Raw genomic sequence first — 16,573 nt, 5'->3', positions numbered from 1 at the left:
TCCTCATTCTTTCAGACAGCCTTTATTCTTACCTCAATTCGGCTCAGCCATTTCTAACGCCTGTTTAATGTCCACGGCGACGACGCGTGATACGCCTTTTTCCTGCATGGTTACGCCGACGAGCTGCTCTGCCATTTCCATGGTCAGGCGGTTGTGGGAGATGTAGAGAAACTGGGTTTGCGCCGACATTTCTTTGACCAGGTTGCAGAAACGCGAGGTGTTGGCATCGTCCAGCGGGGCATCGACTTCGTCCAGAAGGCAGAACGGAGCGGGATTGAGGCTGAACAGGGCAAACACAAGACTCATGGCGGTGAGGGCTTTTTCGCCGCCGGAGAGGAGGTGGATGGTGCTGTTTTTCTTGCCGGGCGGACGCGCCATGATGGACACGCCGGCAGTCAGGAGGTCGTCGCCTATCATTTTGAGTGTGGCTTCGCCGCCGCCGAACAGGGTCGGGAAGAAGGTTTGGACTTTGCCGTTGACGGCGTCGAAGGTTTCTTTGAAACGCGCTTTGGTTTTGTCGTCGATTTGGGCGATGGCTTCTTCCAAAAGTGCGATGGCGGCCTGCACATCTTCACTCTGGTTGCGGTAGTAGCCGTCGCGTTCGCGCGCTTCTTCGAGTTCTTGCAGGGCGGCGAGGTTGACGGCGCCGAGTGCTTCGATTTGCTGGGTGAGGCTGCCGATGCTGCTGTTCAATACTTTCGGCGATTCTTTCACCAAGGCTACGAGCGCGTCCAAATCGGCGGCGCGTTCAGTCAGGTTTTGATGGTAGCGTTTAGCGTTAATCAGGGCTTCCTGCTGCTGCAACAGGGCGGTTTGGGTAGCGGCCTGAAGCTGCGGCAGCTTGATTTGCAGGGTTTGTACGCGGGCGTATTGCTCCCTGCCCTGCTCCTGAATCTGCGCGAGTTTCTCCTGCACGACAATATATTCTTCGTCCAAGGTCTGCACGGCCTCGGTTAATTCTTCGAGCTTGATGTGCTGCTCATCGTTTTGGAACTCGGTTTCATAGGCGAGGGCAAGCTCTTGCTGGCGTTCCTGCCAGTCGAAGGTTTGCTGTTCAAGCTGGGCAATTTGCTGTTGGTAGTTTTGTTTTTGCTGGTTGAGCTTGTGGACAGCGACTTCGGCCAGTCCGTATTGGCGGTTGGCTTCCAACAGGGCAAGCTGCGCCTGTTTCAGACGGCCTTGCTGCTCTTGGCGGCTGTGCGCGGTAGTTTGCTGCTGGTATTCGAGTTCAGCGGCGGCTTCCTGCAAAGTAGCGATGTCGTCTGAAAGCCCGTCGGACGTGTGTTGCAACACGGTCTGTTCTTCTGCCAACTGCGCCAGTTCGCGCTCGATGTGTTCGCGGCGGATTTGCCCTTGGTTGGTGTGCGCCAGAAGTTCGGCGGCGCGTTGCTGCGCTTGACTGTATTGGCGCGTGTGCTGCTGTTGCTGCTGCATCAGGTTTTTATGCTGCACTTCGGACGAGCGCACGGCGGCCTCCGCCTGTTTGAACGCGGCTTCGGCGGCGGAAAGTTTGGGGGCGAGGTTTTCCAGTTCGGACGCGATGCCGTCGAGACGCGCTTTTTGGGCAATCAGGCTTTCCTGCGCGGGTTTGGCATAGAGCAGGACGCTAACTTTGTCGACCTGATGGCCTTCGGGCGTGAGCCAGATTTGGTGTGCGCCCAAATCGTTTTGATGCGCGAGGGCGTAGCTCAAATCGAGCGCGCACAATACGCCGTCGAGCCAGTGGTGCAATGCCGTCTGAAACGGCGGCTGCGCTTGGATTTGGTTCAGTAATGCCTGTACGGGCAGGGATTTTTTGATGCCGCCGGAGAGGTCGTCTGAAAGCCATGCCGCCTGCCCCTGCGGCAACGGCGCGGGCGGCACGAAGCCGTGCGGCACGGCGCGGGCGTGCAGGCGTTCGGCAAGGATGACGGACAAGGCGTGCTGCCACTCGGCGGGCGCGGTGATGTGTTGCCATAGTTGCGGCGCGGCGGCGTGGTCGGTTGCCTGCCAGAAGTCGGTGGCTTCCTGCTGTTGCGACAGGATTTGCGACAACGCCTGCTGCTGAGCCTGCAAGGTGATGTGTCGCTGCTTCAGGTTTTGGAAGCGGCTTGAGGCCGTCTGAAACGTCTCGCGGGCGGCGTGTAAGGCTTCTTCGGCGGCAATAATTTGTTCTTCGTAATGCTCTTGCTGGCTTTGCAACAAGGCGGCGGCTTCCTGCACAGCGGCGGTTTCGGCTTCGTCGGGCAGGTTCAGGGCTTGGTTTTCCTGTTTCAGACGACCTTTGCGCTCTTCGTGCTTGGCAACGGTTTGTTCGGCATGGGCAAGCTGCTGCTGCTTCAACGCCAGTTCGCGGCGGATGCGGTTTGCCTCGTCCTGCTGGGTTTGGAAGGCGGCGTTGAGCGTGGCTTGGGCTTCTTCCAATTCAGGCAGACGCTCTTCGTGTTCGGCAACCTGCATCGCCCATTCCGCCAATTCGGTTTGCTTTTCTTCGGCCTGCAACTCGTTTTCTTCAAGCTGCACGCGGATTTGCTGCTGCTCCTGATGGATACGTTGCAACTGCGCCTGCGCCGCCTGCTTGTCGCGTTCGATGCGTTGGTGCAAGTTTTGCTGATGGCGGATTTGTTCTTCCAAACGGGCAATCTGCTCGCGCAACACGCCACGCTTGTTGCTCAATTCGTGCACCGCCTGCTGCTGCGACTGTTCGGCGGTCTGCAAGGCGTGTACTTCGTCATTTAACGCCTGAACCTGCGCGGCGGTTTCGTCCTGCTGCGCCTGCAAAGACTGATGCTGCACGGTTGCTTTGTCGGCGGCGGCAAGCGATTGCTGCCATTGGGCGTAATCGAGCAAATCCTGCTGGCGGTTCAACTGCGCGGTCAGGGATTTGTAGCGTTCGGCGGTTTCGGCTTGTTTTTCCAGCTTTTCCACCTGACGCGCCAACTCGTTCTGCAAATCGCCCAAACGCTGCAAATGCTCGCGCGTGTCTTTCAGACGGCCTTCCGTCTCCTTGCGGCGTTCCTTATATTTGGACACGCCCGCCGCTTCCTCGATATAGGCGCGCAACTCCTCCGGCCGCGCTTCGATGATGCGCGAAATCATCCCCTGCTCGATAACGGCATAACCGCGCGCGCCCACGCCCGTACCCAGAAACAAATCGGTAATGTCGCGGCGGCGCACGGTCTGATTGTTGATGAAATAAGTCGATTCACCCTGACGCGTCAGCTGCCGCTTGATGCTCACCTCGGCATACTGCCCCCACGCGCCCTGCAAACTGTGGTCGCTGTTGTCAAACACCAGCTCCACCGAAGCCCTCGGCGCAGGACGGCGCGTTGCCGCACCGTTAAAAATCACGTCCTGCATACTCTCGCCGCGAAGCTGCTTCGCCGAAGCCTCGCCCAACACCCAGCGCACCGCGTCAATCACATTCGACTTGCCGCAGCCGTTCGGCCCGATAACCGCAACAAGCTGCCCCGGCACATGAATCGTGGTCGGGTCGGTAAAAGATTTGAAGCCGGAGAGTTTGATGTGGGTCAGGCGCATGGCAATGTTTCGAATCGGAAAAGAAGGCGTATTTTAACGGAAATACGCTGATTCGTTGAGAGAAAATCTGACGATTCAAATCAAATAAAAAGGCCGTCTGAACTTTCAGACGGCCTTTTGTTTTTTAACTTGGATTACACCGATACTGCTGCTTTGATGTGCGGATGCGGATCATAGCCTTCCAACTCGAAGTCTTCAAATTTGAAGGCAAACAAGTCTTTGACTTCAGGGTTGATTTTCATGGTCGGCAGGCTTCGGAAATCGCGGCTTAATTGCAGTCGGGCCTGCTCGATATGGTTGCTGTACAAATGGGCATCGCCAAACGTATGGATAAACTCACCGGCTTCCAGTCCGCACACTTGCGCCATCATCATGGTCAACAATGCGTAGCTGGCGATGTTGAACGGTACGCCAAGGAAAATATCGGCGCTGCGTTGGTAAAGCTGGCAGGACAGTTTGCCGTTGGCAACGTAAAACTGAAACAGCGCGTGGCAAGGCGGCAAGGCCATTTCGTCGACCAAAGCGGGATTCCATGCGGACACAATCAGGCGGCGCGAGTCGGGATTTTTCTTGATTTGTTCCACCACATTGGCAATTTGGTCGATATGGCGGCCGTCGGGTGCGGGCCAGCTGCGCCATTGGTAGCCGTAAACCGGGCCTAAATCGCCGTTTTCGTCCGCCCATTCGTCCCAAATGGAAACGTTGTTGTCTTTCAGATATTTGATGTTGGTATCGCCTTTGAGAAACCAAAGCAGCTCATGAATAATCGAGCGAAGATGCAATTTTTTGGTAGTCAACAGCGGAAAGCCTTCACTCAAATCAAAACGCATTTGGTAACCGAATACAGAACGCGTACCGGTGCCGGTACGGTCGGATTTGTCGATGCCATTGTCGAGAACATGGCGCATAAGGTCGTGATAGGCTTTCATGGGTTTCCTTAATGTATGTGTTGTGGGAATTTGATGCGTATTGTACCGAATTTTCAGACGGCCTGCCTCTCTGTCTGCAATGGACCAACCCTTCCTCTAGGCTTAGTGTATATCCGTTAATAATGTTGACAATTTAGCATTTATTTACAAGAAATTTTGAGCCAAATAAAATTTTTACAAAAAAATTTTGAAATTTTCTAGTTTAATTACTTAGAACTTTATGGCTTATTATTTTTAATATATGAAATATAATCAATAATTTTCAATAATTCTAAAAATATAATTCTAATTTTACAAATTGGTAAAAAAATAATGTCAACAATCCTGCTAAAATTTTTCTTGGCAAGTAAATTTTTTACAGTTATATTTCGAAACATAAATATTGAAACATCTCACTCAATAGGAGTAGAAAAATGACTGACCTGAACACCCTGTTTAACAATCTTAAACAACGCAATCCCAACCAAGAACCCTTCCACCAAGCCGTTGAAGAAGTACTCATGAGTTTGGATCCGTTTTTGGCGAAAAACCCGAAATACACCCAACAAAGCCTGCTTGAGCGTATTGTTGAACCGGAACGCGTGATTATGTTCCGCGTCACTTGGATGGACGACAAAGGCCAAGTTCAAGTCAACCGCGGCTACCGCATTCAAATGAGCTCCGCCATCGGCCCTTACAAAGGCGGTTTGCGCTTTCACCCTACCGTCGACTTGGGCGTGTTGAAATTCCTCGCTTTTGAACAAGTCTTCAAAAACGCGCTGACCACCCTGCCTATGGGCGGCGGCAAAGGCGGTTCCGACTTCGATCCTAAAGGCAAATCCGATGCCGAAGTAATGCGCTTCTGCCAAGCCTTTATGACTGAACTCTACCGCCACATCGGCGCCGACACCGACGTTCCTGCCGGCGATATCGGCGTAGGCGGCCGCGAAATCGGCTATCTGTTCGGCCAATACAAAAAAATCCGCAACGAATTTGCTTCCGTCCTGACCGGCAAAGGCCTCGAATGGGGCGGCAGCCTGATTCGCCCTGAAGCCACCGGCTACGGCTGCGTGTATTTTGCCCAAGCCATGTTGGAAACCCGCAACGACAGCATCGAAGGCAAACGCGTGTTGATTTCCGGCTCCGGCAACGTGGCACAATATGCAGCCGAAAAAGCCATCCAACTGGGTGCAAAAGTATTGACCGTTTCCGACTCCAACGGCTTTGTCCTCTTCCCTGACAGCGGTATGACCGAAGCGCAACTTGCCGCTTTGATCGAGCTGAAAGAAGTACGCCGCGAACGCGTGGCCACTTACGCCAAAGAACAAGGCCTGCAATACTTTGAAAACCAAAAACCGTGGAACATCGCAGCCGAAGTCGCCCTGCCTTGCGCCACCCAAAACGAATTGGACGCAGATGCCGCCAAAATCCTGCTGGCAAACGGTTGCTATGTGGTTGCCGAAGGTGCGAACATGCCGTCAACTTTGGGCGCGGTCGAACAATTTATCAAAGCCGGCATCCTCTACGCTCCGGGCAAAGCCTCCAACGCCGGTGGCGTAGCAACTTCAGGTTTGGAAATGAGTCAAAACGCCATCCGCCTGTCTTGGACCCGTGAAGAAGTCGACCAACGCCTGTTCGACATCATGCACAACATCCACGAATCCTGCCTGAAATACGGCAAAGTCGGAGACAAAGTGAACTATGTCAATGGTGCGAACATTGCTGGTTTCGTCAAAGTAGCCGATGCCATGTTGGCACAAGGTTTCTAAACCCCTATCCAGCCAAACCAAAGGCCGTCTGTTTTCAGACGGCCTTTTTTCTTTTCATGCAAATTTTATACGCCCAAATAACCTTCCCTGCTGGAAAGCCACCTTGCCAAATGCGCTTCGACGATTTCGGGGTTTTGTTCGATTAACATGGGCGCGATTTCGCGCGCTTGTTCCAAGAGGTGCAGGTCTTCTTCAAGGTTGGCGAAGCGCAGCATGGGGACGCCGCTTTGGCGCGCGCCGAGAAATTCGCCGGGACCGCGGATGTTGAGGTCTTGGCGGGCGATTTCGAAGCCGTCGGTGTGTTCGTAGATAACTTTCAGCCGCGCTTTGGCGAGTTCGCTCAAGGGTTCGGCAAACAGGAGGACGCACACGCTTTCTGCCGCGCCGCGCCCTACCCGCCCGCGTAATTGGTGCAGCTGCGCCAAGCCCATGCGTTCGGCGTGTTCGATCACCATCAGGGCGGCGTTGGGCACATCTACGCCGACTTCGATGACGGTGGTGGCAACCAAGACGTTCAGACGGCCTGCGGCAAAATCCGCCATGACTTCGGCTTTTTCAGCGGCCTTCATGCGCCCGTGTACCAAGCCGATGCTGAGTTCGGGCAAAGCTGCCTGAAGCTGGGCTAGGGTTTCGGTGGCGGTTTGCAGTTGCAGGGTTTCGCTTTCTTCAATCAGCGGGCAGACCCAGTATGCCTGCTGCCCTTTGCGGCAGATGTTGAGAACGAAGCCTTCGACTTCGGCGCGGCGGACGTTGTTGACGAGGCGGGTTTTAATCGGGGTACGACCGGGCGGCAATTCGTCGATGACGGACACGTCCAAGTCGGCGAAAAAACTCATGGCAAGCGTGCGCGGGATGGGCGTGGCGGACATCATCAGCTGGTGGACGTCGCGCCCTTTGTTTTTGAGGGCAAGGCGTTGGGCGACGCCGAAGCGGTGTTGTTCGTCCACAATCACCAAACCAAGATTTTGAAACTCGACGTCGTCTGAAAACAGGGCGTGCGTGCCGACGGCGATTTTGACGGTGCCGTCGGCGAGTTTGGCTTTGACTTCGTCTTTGGCTTTTTTGCGCTGGCTGCCGGAAAGCCAGACGACTTCAAGGTCCAACGGCTCAAGCCATTGTTTGAACTTGATGAAATGCTGTTCGGCAAGGATTTCAGTCGGCGCCATCACAGCCGCCTGCGCGCCGGATTCGATGGCAGTCAGCGCGGACAAGGCGGCGACGATGGTTTTGCCGCTGCCGACATCGCCTTGAAGCAGGCGGTGCATAGGATGGGTTTGCGCCATGTCGCGGCGGATTTCGGACACGACTCTTTCTTGTGCACCGGTCAGAGCAAACGGCAAGGCGTGGCGCAGGGCTTGGGTCAGCGTGCCGTCGCCGCCCAATGCCGCCGCCGTACCGCTGACACGCTTCTGCCGCGCCAAGCGCATGGAAAGCTGTTGCGCCAAAAGTTCGTCAAATTTGAGCCGCTGCCATGCGGGCAGCGCGCCGTCGGAAAGCTGGTGGATGGTAAAACTCGGCGGCGGAGAGTGCAAAAGGCGCAGGCTTTCGGCGAGGTGCGGCAGTTTCAGACGACCCAATAAGGCATCGGGCAGCGTGTCGTGCAGCGGCGTAACGTCCAAGGCCGTCTGAATAATGCGACGCAAAGTAGGCTGGTTCAAACCATTTACGGTCGGATAAATCGGCGTGAGGCTTTCCGCCAAACCGCTGCTCTCGGCATCGCGGATTTTGGGATGAATCATCTCGTCGCCGTGAAACCCGTGTTTGATTTCGCCCACGGCGCGGATGCGTTTGCCGACCGCCATCTGTTTCTGGTTGCTGGCGTAAAAGTGGATGAAACGCAAAAAAAGGACACTGCCGGAACCGTCGGCAATTTGGACAATCAGCTGTTTGCGTGGCTTAAAAGTTACTTCCTGATGGATGACCTCGCCCTCGACCTGACACGGCACGCCGATCGGCGCATCCTTAATCGGCATGATGTGCGTCTCGTCCTCATAACGCAACGGCAGGTGCAACACCAAATCCCACGCGGTATGGAGGTTGAGTTTCTCTAGCTTCTTGGCGGAAACATCGGTAATTTTGAGCTGTTTTTGGGTTTCGGGCGTCATCTTAAAAGGCAGCTGATTGAAAGTTTGCTGTATTTTATCCGAAAACAAAAAGGCCGTCTGAACGCAATGTTTCAGACGGCCTTAATTTAGGTATAACGCAATTAAGCGTTAGCTTCCTGTTGTTGTTGGTAGATTGCTTCAAAATTGATCGGAGCAAGCAGTACAGGTGGGAAGCCGGCGCGGGTTACGCTGTTGGAAATGGCTTCACGTGCGTAAGGGAACAGGATGTTCGGACAAGCAACGCCCAACAGCAGTTGTACGTCTTCTTCAGGAATGTTTTCCAAACGGAAGATGCCGCTTTGGGTAACTTCGTTCAAGAACATGGTACGCTCTTCGTTCAGTTTGGCAGTCACGGTAACGGTAACGTCAACGCTGTAGAAACCATCTTCCAGTTTGGTGTTACCGGTAGAAACGCGCATATCCACTTCAGGCTCGCCTTGTTCCAAGAAGATTTGTGGCGCGTGAGGCACTTCCAAAGACAAGTCTTTTACATACAGACGCTCAACGCTGAATACAGGTTGCAATTCTTCGCTCATTTTATTTTCCTAAGTTAAGGGTTAAGGATTCAGTAATTCGTCCAACTTGCCTTCCTGCTGCAAGCGGTACAAATCGGTAAAGCCACCGACATGGGTGTCGCCGATAAAAATCTGCGGCACGCTGCGCTGGCCGGAAAGCTGCTGCATTTCGGCAAAAACTTCCGGATTGCCGTCGATGCGGATTTCGTTGATTTCTTTCACACCCACCGCTTGCAACAGCCTTTTCGCCATGGTGCAGTACGGACAATACGGACCGGTATAAACAGTAACGGTTTGCATGATTTCTTCCAAAATACCAATGTTCATGACTATATGGGCATAAGCGTTATTTTACAAGTATTCCCGCCGTACGGTTGTAAAAAACATTCAGACGGCCTCTTGGCCATAAACATTTGTGCAGATGCGGAAAAACCATAATTAAAGTATGATAAGCGCTTTCGCAGAATGACTTTTGCCATTTGTTTTTTGGAGAAGAACACATCGCAAAAGTTTTTCTATTCAAAATCAGGTATCCCCATGCTTTCAGGAATCCCCATCCCCAAGGACGCCGTGCGTCCGCCCGAAACCGTCCTCGTCAACATCACGCCGCAAGAAACGCGTGTGGCTGTTTTGGAAGAGAACAATATCTGCGAGCTGCACATCGAGCGCAACAGCGGCCATAGCTTGGTCGGCAATATTTATTTGGGCGTCGTCAAACGCGTCCTCCCTGGCATGCAAAGCGCGTTCATCGATATCGGCTTGGAACGCGCCGCGTTTCTGCACATCGTCGACGTCCTCGAACAACGCCGCAATCCGGACGAAACCCAACGCATCGAACACATGCTCTTTGAAGGCCAGTCCGTCTTGGTTCAGGTCATCAAAGACCCCATCAATACCAAAGGCGCGCGGCTTTCCACCCAAATCTCACTGGCCGGCCGTTTCCTCGTCCATCTTCCGCAAGAAGACCACATCGGCATTTCCCAACGCATTGAGGACGATGCCGAACGCAGCATCCTGAGGGAGCGCCTCAACAACCTGCTGCCAGAAAACGCCTGCCACGGCTACATCATCCGCACCAACGCCGAAAACGCTTCCGATGCCCAGCTGCAATCAGACATCAACTATCTGACCAAAGTGTGGGAACACATTCAAAAACAGGCGAAAATCCAACCGCCTGAAACCCTGCTGTATCAAGATTTGCCATTAAGCCTGCGCGTATTGCGCGATATGTTCAGCCTTGATACGCACAAAATCCTGGTCGACTCGACTGAAAATCACCGCCGCATGACCCAGTTTGCCGAACAATACGTTCAAGGCGCATTGGGCAGAATCGAGCTGTTCAAAGGCGAACGCCCCCTATTTGAAACCCACAACATCGAGCAGGAAATCGCCCGCGCCCTGCAACCGCGCGTCAACCTCAACTTCGGCAGCTACCTCATCATCGAGTCCACCGAAGCCATGACCACCATTGACGTAAACACCGGCGGCTTTGTCGGCGCACGCAATTTTGATGAAACCATCTTCCGCACCAACCTCGAAGCCTGCCACACCATCGCCCGCGAACTTCGCCTGCGCAATCTCGGCGGCATCATCATCATCGACTTCATCGATATGGCGCAGGAAGCCCACCGCGAAGCCGTCCTGCAAGAGCTTGCCAAAGCCCTCGCCTTCGACCGTACCCGCGTTACCCTCAACGGTTTCACCAGTTTGGGTTTGGTCGAGCTGACGCGCAAACGTTCGCGTGAAAACTTAAGCCAAATCCTCTGCGAACCCTGCCCTTCCTGCCAAGGCCGGGGCCGTCTGAAAACGCCGCAAACCGTGTGCTACGAAATTCAGCGCGAAATCGTCCGCGAAGCGCGCCGCTACGATGTCCAAGCCTTCCGCATCTTGGCCGCTCCGAATGTCATCGACTTGTTCTTAGACGAAGAATCGCAATCGCTGGCAATGTTGATAGACTTTATCGGCAAACCGATTTCACTGGCAGTCGAAACCGCCTACACGCAGGAACAATACGATATTGTGTTGCTGTAAAGATAAAAGGCCGTCTGAAAACTTTTCAGACGGCCTTCTTGTTTGAGTAAATAAAGATTACGGTTTCACTACTTTACCGTTGATTTTGACGGAAGTCAGTTTCAGGTTGTAGGTTTTACCGTCATCGGTATAGCTGATTTGCGCAGGGATATTGTCGATATCGGAAGCAAACGAGTAAGTAACGGTATCGTCGCCGCGGCGGACGCGATATTTGCTCACAGGCGTTGTACCGCCGTTCAGTTTATAGCTTTCGTTGCCGATTTTGTTCATGCTGCCGACAGTGTACAGTTTTTTACCGTTGGTAATTTTCAAACCTGACGGCAGGCGTACATCATTGGCAGCCAGTTGCCATGCCAAAGTGAACAAGTCCATGGCCGGGCCGGATTTTTCGGTTTTCAAATCACCTGCTTTGCCGTAAGTGATGTTGCCGCCGGAGAATTTGGCCTCGGCATACACTTTGCCGCCGCGTACATCTTTGTAGTAAGACGGATGCAAGGTCGTGCCGCTAATGCTGCCGCCGGATTCAAAGCGGATATTGTAAAGCGGTACTTTGATGGTAGAGACGATTTTGTATTGGTTGCCGCTGCGTGTGAAGGTCATGGTCGCAGGAATACCGTAGCTGCCTGAGTATTGCAAAACGGCAGATTGCGGCAATTCAGCGGCTTGCACGCCGACGGAGGCTGTGAGCAGGGAAAGTGTCAGCAGAGTTGTTTTAATCGGATTCATGATGTTTTCCTTGTGTGTATGGTGTTTCAATCAAGCCAGCAGGCTTTGACCGGCGGCATTGCGTTGTGCATTCAAAACGCGGTTGCCTTCGATTTTCAGACGGCCTGCAACAAAATCGGCAACGGCTTGCGGAAACAGCTGGTGTTCAACCGTCAGCACGCGTGCGGCAACGTCGTCGGCGGTATCGCCGTCCAAAATAGGGACAATGCCTTGCGAAATAATCGGGCCGCAATCCAGCTCAGGGGTTACGAAATGGATGGTGCAGCCTGCCACTCGGCAACCTGCTTCCAATGCGCGTTCATGGGTATGCAAACCGGTAAAGGAAGGCAGGATGGACGGATGGATATTAATCAGGCGGTTTTCATAATGGGCGCAGAACTCCGGAGTCAAAATGCGCATAAAGCCCGCCAATACGACCAAATCGGGCTGATAGGCATCGATTTTTTCCATCATGGCCTGATCAAATGCCAGACGCGAGTCGAAGTTTTTATGGTTCAAACTGTCGGTGGCAATACCGCGCTCTGCCGCCCATGCCAATCCGGCTGCGGTCTCGTTGTTACTCAATACGGCTGCAATGTTGGCATCGGGAATATCGGCATTCACAATCGCCTGCATATTGCTGCCGCGTCCGGAAATAAGGATGACGATATTTTTCATCATAATTCCTTGTTGGTTTAGAACAAAGGCCGTCTGAAACGGAATTTTTTCAGACGGCCTTTTATCCGTTGTTTAAGGGCGTAAGCCTTGATTCGGATTATTGAACTTTTTGTACGTCAACTTGTACTGGTTGTTGTGCGGCAGCATCAGGCGCGCCGACTTTAACCAGTTTCACGTCGAATACCAAAGTGGCGTTCGGGCCGATTTTATCGCCGGCGCCCACTTCGCGGTAAGCCAATTTAGCCGGGATGTAGAATGTTGCTTCGCCGCCTTCTTTCAAGAGTTGGATACCTTCAGTCCAACCTGGAATGACTTGGCTTACAGGGAAGCTGACTGGGCCGCCGTTGGCTTTGCTGCTGTCAAATACGGTACCATCAATCAGACGGCCTTCGTATTCAACGGTAACCATGTCGTCTTTAGTCGGTTTTTTACCTTCGCCTTCTTTGGTGATTTTGTATTGCAGACCGGAAGCGCTGGTTTTTACGCCTTCTTTAGTCGCGTTTTCTTTCAAGAACGCTTCGCCTTTTTCCAAGTTTGCTTTGGCATCTTCAGCACGTTTGGCAGCCGCTTTTTCTTGTTGCTCTTGCAGGAATTTCATCATCACTTCCTGAGCTTGGGCTTCAGTCATTTTAACTTCTTTGCCTTCAAACATGGCTTCCATGGCTTCGGTGAAGACTTTCAAATCGATTTCTGTGCCTTGGTCTTTCATTTGTTTCAATGAACGGCCGATGTCCACACCCATTGCGTAGCTGGCTTGTTGGGCAGTAGAACCGATGGCGGAAGCATCTGCAGTCGCATTTGAAGCTGCGGAAGCAGCAGGAGCATCTTTGGTGGCAGTGTCTTTTTGTTGGTTGCAAGCAGTCATCGCCAACAGAGCAGACAAAGCCAATGCGCTGAATTTGAAAGTTTTGTTCATGATTATGTCTTTTCCGGAAAGGTCAAAAAAGGGGATTATAGCTGAGTTTGATTGAAATGGAATCAAGGTGGATTAAAATTTGTAAAGGCTCTTATCAAAAACATCAAGGCCGTCTGAAAACAGGTTTCAGACGGCCTTGTCTTAGCTATCGGTCAACCGATTAATACCAACCGCGCAGTTTCATTGCTTTTTCAACACGACGGATACTCATCATGTAAGAAGCGGTACGCAGGTCGACATCGTATTCTTGAGCCAAGTTCCAAATATCGCGGAATGCACGGCGCAGAACCACTGTTTCTTTCTCTTGAACTTCGTCAAACTCCCAGTAGTAGCCTTGCAGGTTTTGTACCCATTCGAAATAAGATACAACCACGCCGCCGCAGTTTGCCAAAATATCAGGAACAACCAATACGCCGTTTTGACGCAGGATAACATCGGCTTCAGGAGTAGTCGGGCCGTTTGCACCTTCAACCACGATTTTCGCACGGACTTTGCCTGCATTTTCAGAAGTCAATTGGTTTTCCAATGCGCAAGGGGCGAGTACGTCCACATCCAAAGCCAAAAGTTCGGCATTGCTGATTTCTTTACCGTAACCGGCTTCGTTGGTGATGAAACCTTTTTCTTGGTATTCTTTGAACAGCGCTTCCATATCCAAGCCGTTTTCGTTGTAGATGGCAACGTCAACAGTAGATACGGCAACGATTTTCGCACCGGCTTTGTGTGCATAGTAACCGGTGTGGTAGCCCACGTTACCGAAACCTTGAATGGCGTAAGTGGCACCCTTCACGTCTTTGCCCAGTTTTTCCAAAGCTTGGACGGCGGCGAAATTTACGCCGTAACCAGTGGCTTCGGTACGCGCCAAAGAGCCGCCGAACTCAACCGGTTTGCCGGTAAATACGCCCGGTGCGGAATGTTTTACCACGTTTTCATAGGCATCAACCATCCAAGACATGATTTTGCCGTTGGTGTTCACATCGGGGGCGGGAATGTCGATTTTCTCGCCGATCAGCGGAGAAATGGCTTCGGAATAAGCGCGGGCAATGCGTTCCAATTCTGCTTCGGAATAATTGCGCGGATCCAAAGTGATGCCGCCTTTGCCGCCGCCGTAAGGAATACCGGCTACGCAGCATTTGATGGTCATCCAAATAGACAGGGCTTTGACTTCGTCCAGATTCACATTGGGATGGAAGCGCACGCCGCCTTTGTAAGGACCGACGGCATTATTGTGTTGTGAACGGTAACCGGTGAAATTTTCTACTGTACCGTTGTCGAGTTTGACAGGGAAGTTCACTTCCAAAACACGTTGCGGCTTTTTCAAGATTTCAAATACTGCCGGGTCGGCATTCAGGCGATCGCAGGCAATTTTTACTTGTTTTTGTGCAATTTCAAACGGATTCAGTGTTTCTTTAACAGCAGATGCGGACATGTATTTTTCCTTTTCATACACATGATTAGACGAGAGCCATACTTGTTACTATATACAAAAACGGGAGAAAATGTAATAGCATGTAGTCAATAAAAAGCAAATCCATTCATTTATATATGAATTTAGTTTGAGGCCGTCTGAAAATATAGACGCCTTGACTCAAAATTTTCAGACAGCCCGGCCCCAATATTTCTCAAACCCTTTCCAAAAACGATACAAACTCTTTGTTTTTCAATACCTACCCAAGCTCCCTTTTTGTTGACAAAATCACTTCCGCCCTTCCCGACAGACAACCAACCCTACGCCTGTAAAAATTGTTAACAATTTAAACAAGCAGCCATTGAAAAATCGGCAAAACATCGGCAAATCGGGGAAATAATGCTAAAATAACGCCTTAAATGATATGACAGAAAGCTATTTGATGACCGCTGCTACTTTAGAACACGTTCAAGCCGTTGCTTTTGATTTGGACGGCACTTTATGCGATTCCATTCCGGATTTGACCGCCGCCGCCCAAGCCATGTGCGAATACCTGGGTTTGCCTGTTTTACCCACTCAAACGGTTGAAAGTTATGTCGGCGACGGCATCGGCAAATTGGTTCATCGTGTCATCACCCATGATCGTGAAAAAGAAGCCGATCCTGAAATCTGGGAAAAAGGCTTTGTGTTCTTTATGAAATATTATCGCGAGCACTTGAGCGACTTTACCCGCCCCTACCCTGAAACCGAAGCCGGCCTCGGCCTGCTCAAATCCTTGGGCATCCCGTTAGTTGTCATTACTAACAAAAATGAAGTGCTGGCAGCCGAGCTGCTGAAACAGCTCAATCTCGACGACTATTTCAGCTTGGTTCTCGGCGGAGACAGCCTGACTGAGAAAAAACCCAGCCCATTGCCGCTTCAACATGCGGCCGAAGTTCTGGGCATCGACGTTGCCAATATGCTGATGGTGGGCGATTCTAAAAATGACATTATTGCCGCTAAAGCGGCCGGTTGCTTCAGCGTCGGCGTAACATTCGGCTACGGCGACATGACCTTGCTCTCTCAAGACAAAGCGACCAAACCTGATTTGTTGATTCGAGCCCTGCCTGAAATCTACGAAAATCTGCAACCGCAAAAAAATAAAGACGAAGAATAATTCGGCTTTATTTTCAGACGGCCTTTTCGGCTATTTTCCCAATCAGGCCGTCTGAAAATGTAATTCAATGTAGTTACCTCACCTCCGCCATATCCCATGAGACCCCCTAAAACCTTACGTGCCCGCGCCTTGGATATTCTTTCCCGTCAAGAAGTCAGCCGCGTCGGTTTGAAACGCAAACTGGCTCCGCACGCTGAAAGCGAAGAAGAATTGGAAAAGGTTTTGGACGAATTCGCCGAACGAAATTGGCAATCCGACCACCGTTACGCTGAAGCCTATATTCACAGCAAGAGCAACCGTTACGGCACGCTCCGCCTCAAACAAGCCTTGGCGCAACAAGGTATTGATGCGGATAACTGTCGGGAATTACTGCCCGACAGGGAGGACGAGCTGCAAACCGCCATTTCTGTTTTGCGTAAAAAATTCAAGCAAGAAGCTGAAGATTTGAAAGAAAAACAAAAACAAGCGCGTTTCCTTGCGTATCGCGGCTTTGGTGCAGACACTATTCAAACGGCCTTAAAAACCGCATGGAATGAAGAAGAAGACTTCTATCAATAATCATTCCTACTTGAATCTTTACGACTATCGGCGTACCCTTACGCATTCATTCAATAATCCAATCAGAGCTTCATCATGTCCGACAAACCACACGATACATCCAATCCCCTACTCGAAGACGAACGCAAAAACCCTGTTTACCGCTTGGGTCAGGCAGTAGCCGGATTCATGTTGCTGGTTTGGGCTGGCGTTTTGGTCTTGGTTTTCTTCTTGGTTTTCCGTTTTTGGTTAGGGGCTGACGTAGATTAGCAGTTATGCTAGGCTACGAAAATGCAGATAACCAATTGTAAATTAAGCAAGAGATTTCA

14 protein-coding genes are annotated in these 16,573 nt (G+C 51.8%); 5 read left to right on the top strand and 9 right to left on the bottom strand.

The window, feature by feature from the left end:
• Nucleotides 1-33 precede the first annotated feature (33 nt).
• Together smc and ACTHRY_RS04220 are read right to left on the bottom strand one after the other, a co-directional pair.
• Nucleotides 34-3,519 carry a chromosome segregation protein SMC gene (gene smc, locus ACTHRY_RS04225; RefSeq protein ID WP_049322708.1) on the bottom strand — a complete coding sequence of 1,162 codons (3,486 nt, stop codon included), beginning with the start codon at nt 3,517-3,519 and terminating at the stop codon, nt 34-36.
• 134 nt (nt 3,520-3,653) lie between these two features.
• Nucleotides 3,654-4,448: a thymidylate synthase gene (locus ACTHRY_RS04220; protein ID WP_036491762.1), complete on the bottom strand. Its 795-nt coding sequence runs from the start codon at nt 4,446-4,448 to the stop codon at nt 3,654-3,656.
• A gap of 413 nt (nt 4,449-4,861) precedes the next feature.
• On the opposite strand from ACTHRY_RS04220, the gene gdhA reads away from it, so the two are divergent.
• Nucleotides 4,862-6,196: an NADP-specific glutamate dehydrogenase gene (gene gdhA, locus ACTHRY_RS04215; protein WP_049322707.1), complete on the top strand. Its 1,335-nt coding sequence runs from the start codon at nt 4,862-4,864 to the stop codon at nt 6,194-6,196.
• Between the two features lie 65 nt (nt 6,197-6,261).
• Here the strand turns inward: gdhA and recG are convergent, their stop codons facing one another.
• The 3 genes from recG to grxC form a co-directional block, all read right to left on the bottom strand.
• Nucleotides 6,262-8,301, bottom strand: a complete 2,040-nt coding sequence (recG, locus tag ACTHRY_RS04210) for an ATP-dependent DNA helicase RecG (protein WP_049322754.1) — start codon at nt 8,299-8,301, stop codon at nt 6,262-6,264.
• A 101-nt stretch (nt 8,302-8,402) separates the two neighbouring features.
• Nucleotides 8,403-8,837 carry a protein-export chaperone SecB gene (gene secB / locus ACTHRY_RS04205; protein WP_003745844.1) on the bottom strand — a complete coding sequence of 145 codons (435 nt, stop codon included), beginning with the start codon at nt 8,835-8,837 and terminating at the stop codon, nt 8,403-8,405.
• 21 nt (nt 8,838-8,858) lie between these two features.
• A complete protein-coding gene (grxC, locus tag ACTHRY_RS04200) occupies nt 8,859-9,116 on the bottom strand; it encodes a glutaredoxin 3 (RefSeq protein WP_003684090.1) in 258 nt (85 codons plus the stop codon).
• Between the two features lie 237 nt (nt 9,117-9,353).
• Here grxC and ACTHRY_RS04195 point away from each other — a divergent pair, with 237 nt between their 5' ends.
• Nucleotides 9,354-10,847 carry an Rne/Rng family ribonuclease gene (locus tag ACTHRY_RS04195; protein ID WP_049322706.1) on the top strand — a complete coding sequence of 498 codons (1,494 nt, stop codon included), beginning with the start codon at nt 9,354-9,356 and terminating at the stop codon, nt 10,845-10,847.
• Between the two features lie 57 nt (nt 10,848-10,904).
• Here ACTHRY_RS04195 and ACTHRY_RS04190 read toward each other — a convergent pair whose 3' ends face one another.
• The 4 genes from ACTHRY_RS04190 to ACTHRY_RS04175 form a co-directional block, all read right to left on the bottom strand.
• A complete protein-coding gene (locus tag ACTHRY_RS04190; protein ID WP_049322705.1) occupies nt 10,905-11,573 on the bottom strand; it encodes a membrane protein in 669 nt (222 codons plus the stop codon).
• A gap of 30 nt (nt 11,574-11,603) precedes the next feature.
• Nucleotides 11,604-12,230, bottom strand: coding sequence for a phosphoribosylglycinamide formyltransferase (gene purN, locus ACTHRY_RS04185; RefSeq protein WP_049322704.1), 627 nt, complete (start codon nt 12,228-12,230; stop codon nt 11,604-11,606).
• Nucleotides 12,231-12,327: 97 nt separating this feature from the next.
• The gene (locus tag ACTHRY_RS04180; protein ID WP_049322703.1) at nt 12,328-13,146 is read right to left on the bottom strand and encodes an FKBP-type peptidyl-prolyl cis-trans isomerase; all 819 of its coding nucleotides are present in this window, start codon (nt 13,144-13,146) and stop codon (nt 12,328-12,330) included.
• Between the two features lie 160 nt (nt 13,147-13,306).
• Entirely contained in the window at nt 13,307-14,572 is a 1,266-nt protein-coding gene (locus tag ACTHRY_RS04175; protein WP_049322702.1) for a Glu/Leu/Phe/Val family dehydrogenase, read from the bottom strand.
• 421 nt (nt 14,573-14,993) lie between these two features.
• Here ACTHRY_RS04175 and ACTHRY_RS04170 point away from each other — a divergent pair, with 421 nt between their 5' ends.
• The 3 genes from ACTHRY_RS04170 (at nt 14,994) to ACTHRY_RS04160 (ending at nt 16,514) form a co-directional block, all read left to right on the top strand.
• Nucleotides 14,994-15,707: a phosphoglycolate phosphatase gene (locus ACTHRY_RS04170; RefSeq protein WP_049322753.1), complete on the top strand. Its 714-nt coding sequence runs from the start codon at nt 14,994-14,996 to the stop codon at nt 15,705-15,707.
• Between the two features lie 96 nt (nt 15,708-15,803).
• Nucleotides 15,804-16,265 (top strand): recombination regulator RecX, encoded by a 462-nt coding sequence (gene recX / locus ACTHRY_RS04165; protein ID WP_049322701.1) that lies wholly within the window; start codon nt 15,804-15,806, stop codon nt 16,263-16,265.
• Nucleotides 16,266-16,340: 75 nt separating this feature from the next.
• Complete coding sequence (locus ACTHRY_RS04160) at nt 16,341-16,514, top strand: hypothetical protein (protein WP_049322700.1); 174 nt, start codon at nt 16,341-16,343, stop codon at nt 16,512-16,514.
• Nucleotides 16,515-16,573: the final 59 nt, after the last annotated feature.

This window comes from Neisseria sp. P0004.S004, assembly GCF_051963335.1.
In the GTDB taxonomy this organism is placed as follows: Bacteria; Pseudomonadota; Gammaproteobacteria; order Burkholderiales; family Neisseriaceae; genus Neisseria.
This window is presented reverse-complemented; position numbering and strand designations above follow the sequence as displayed.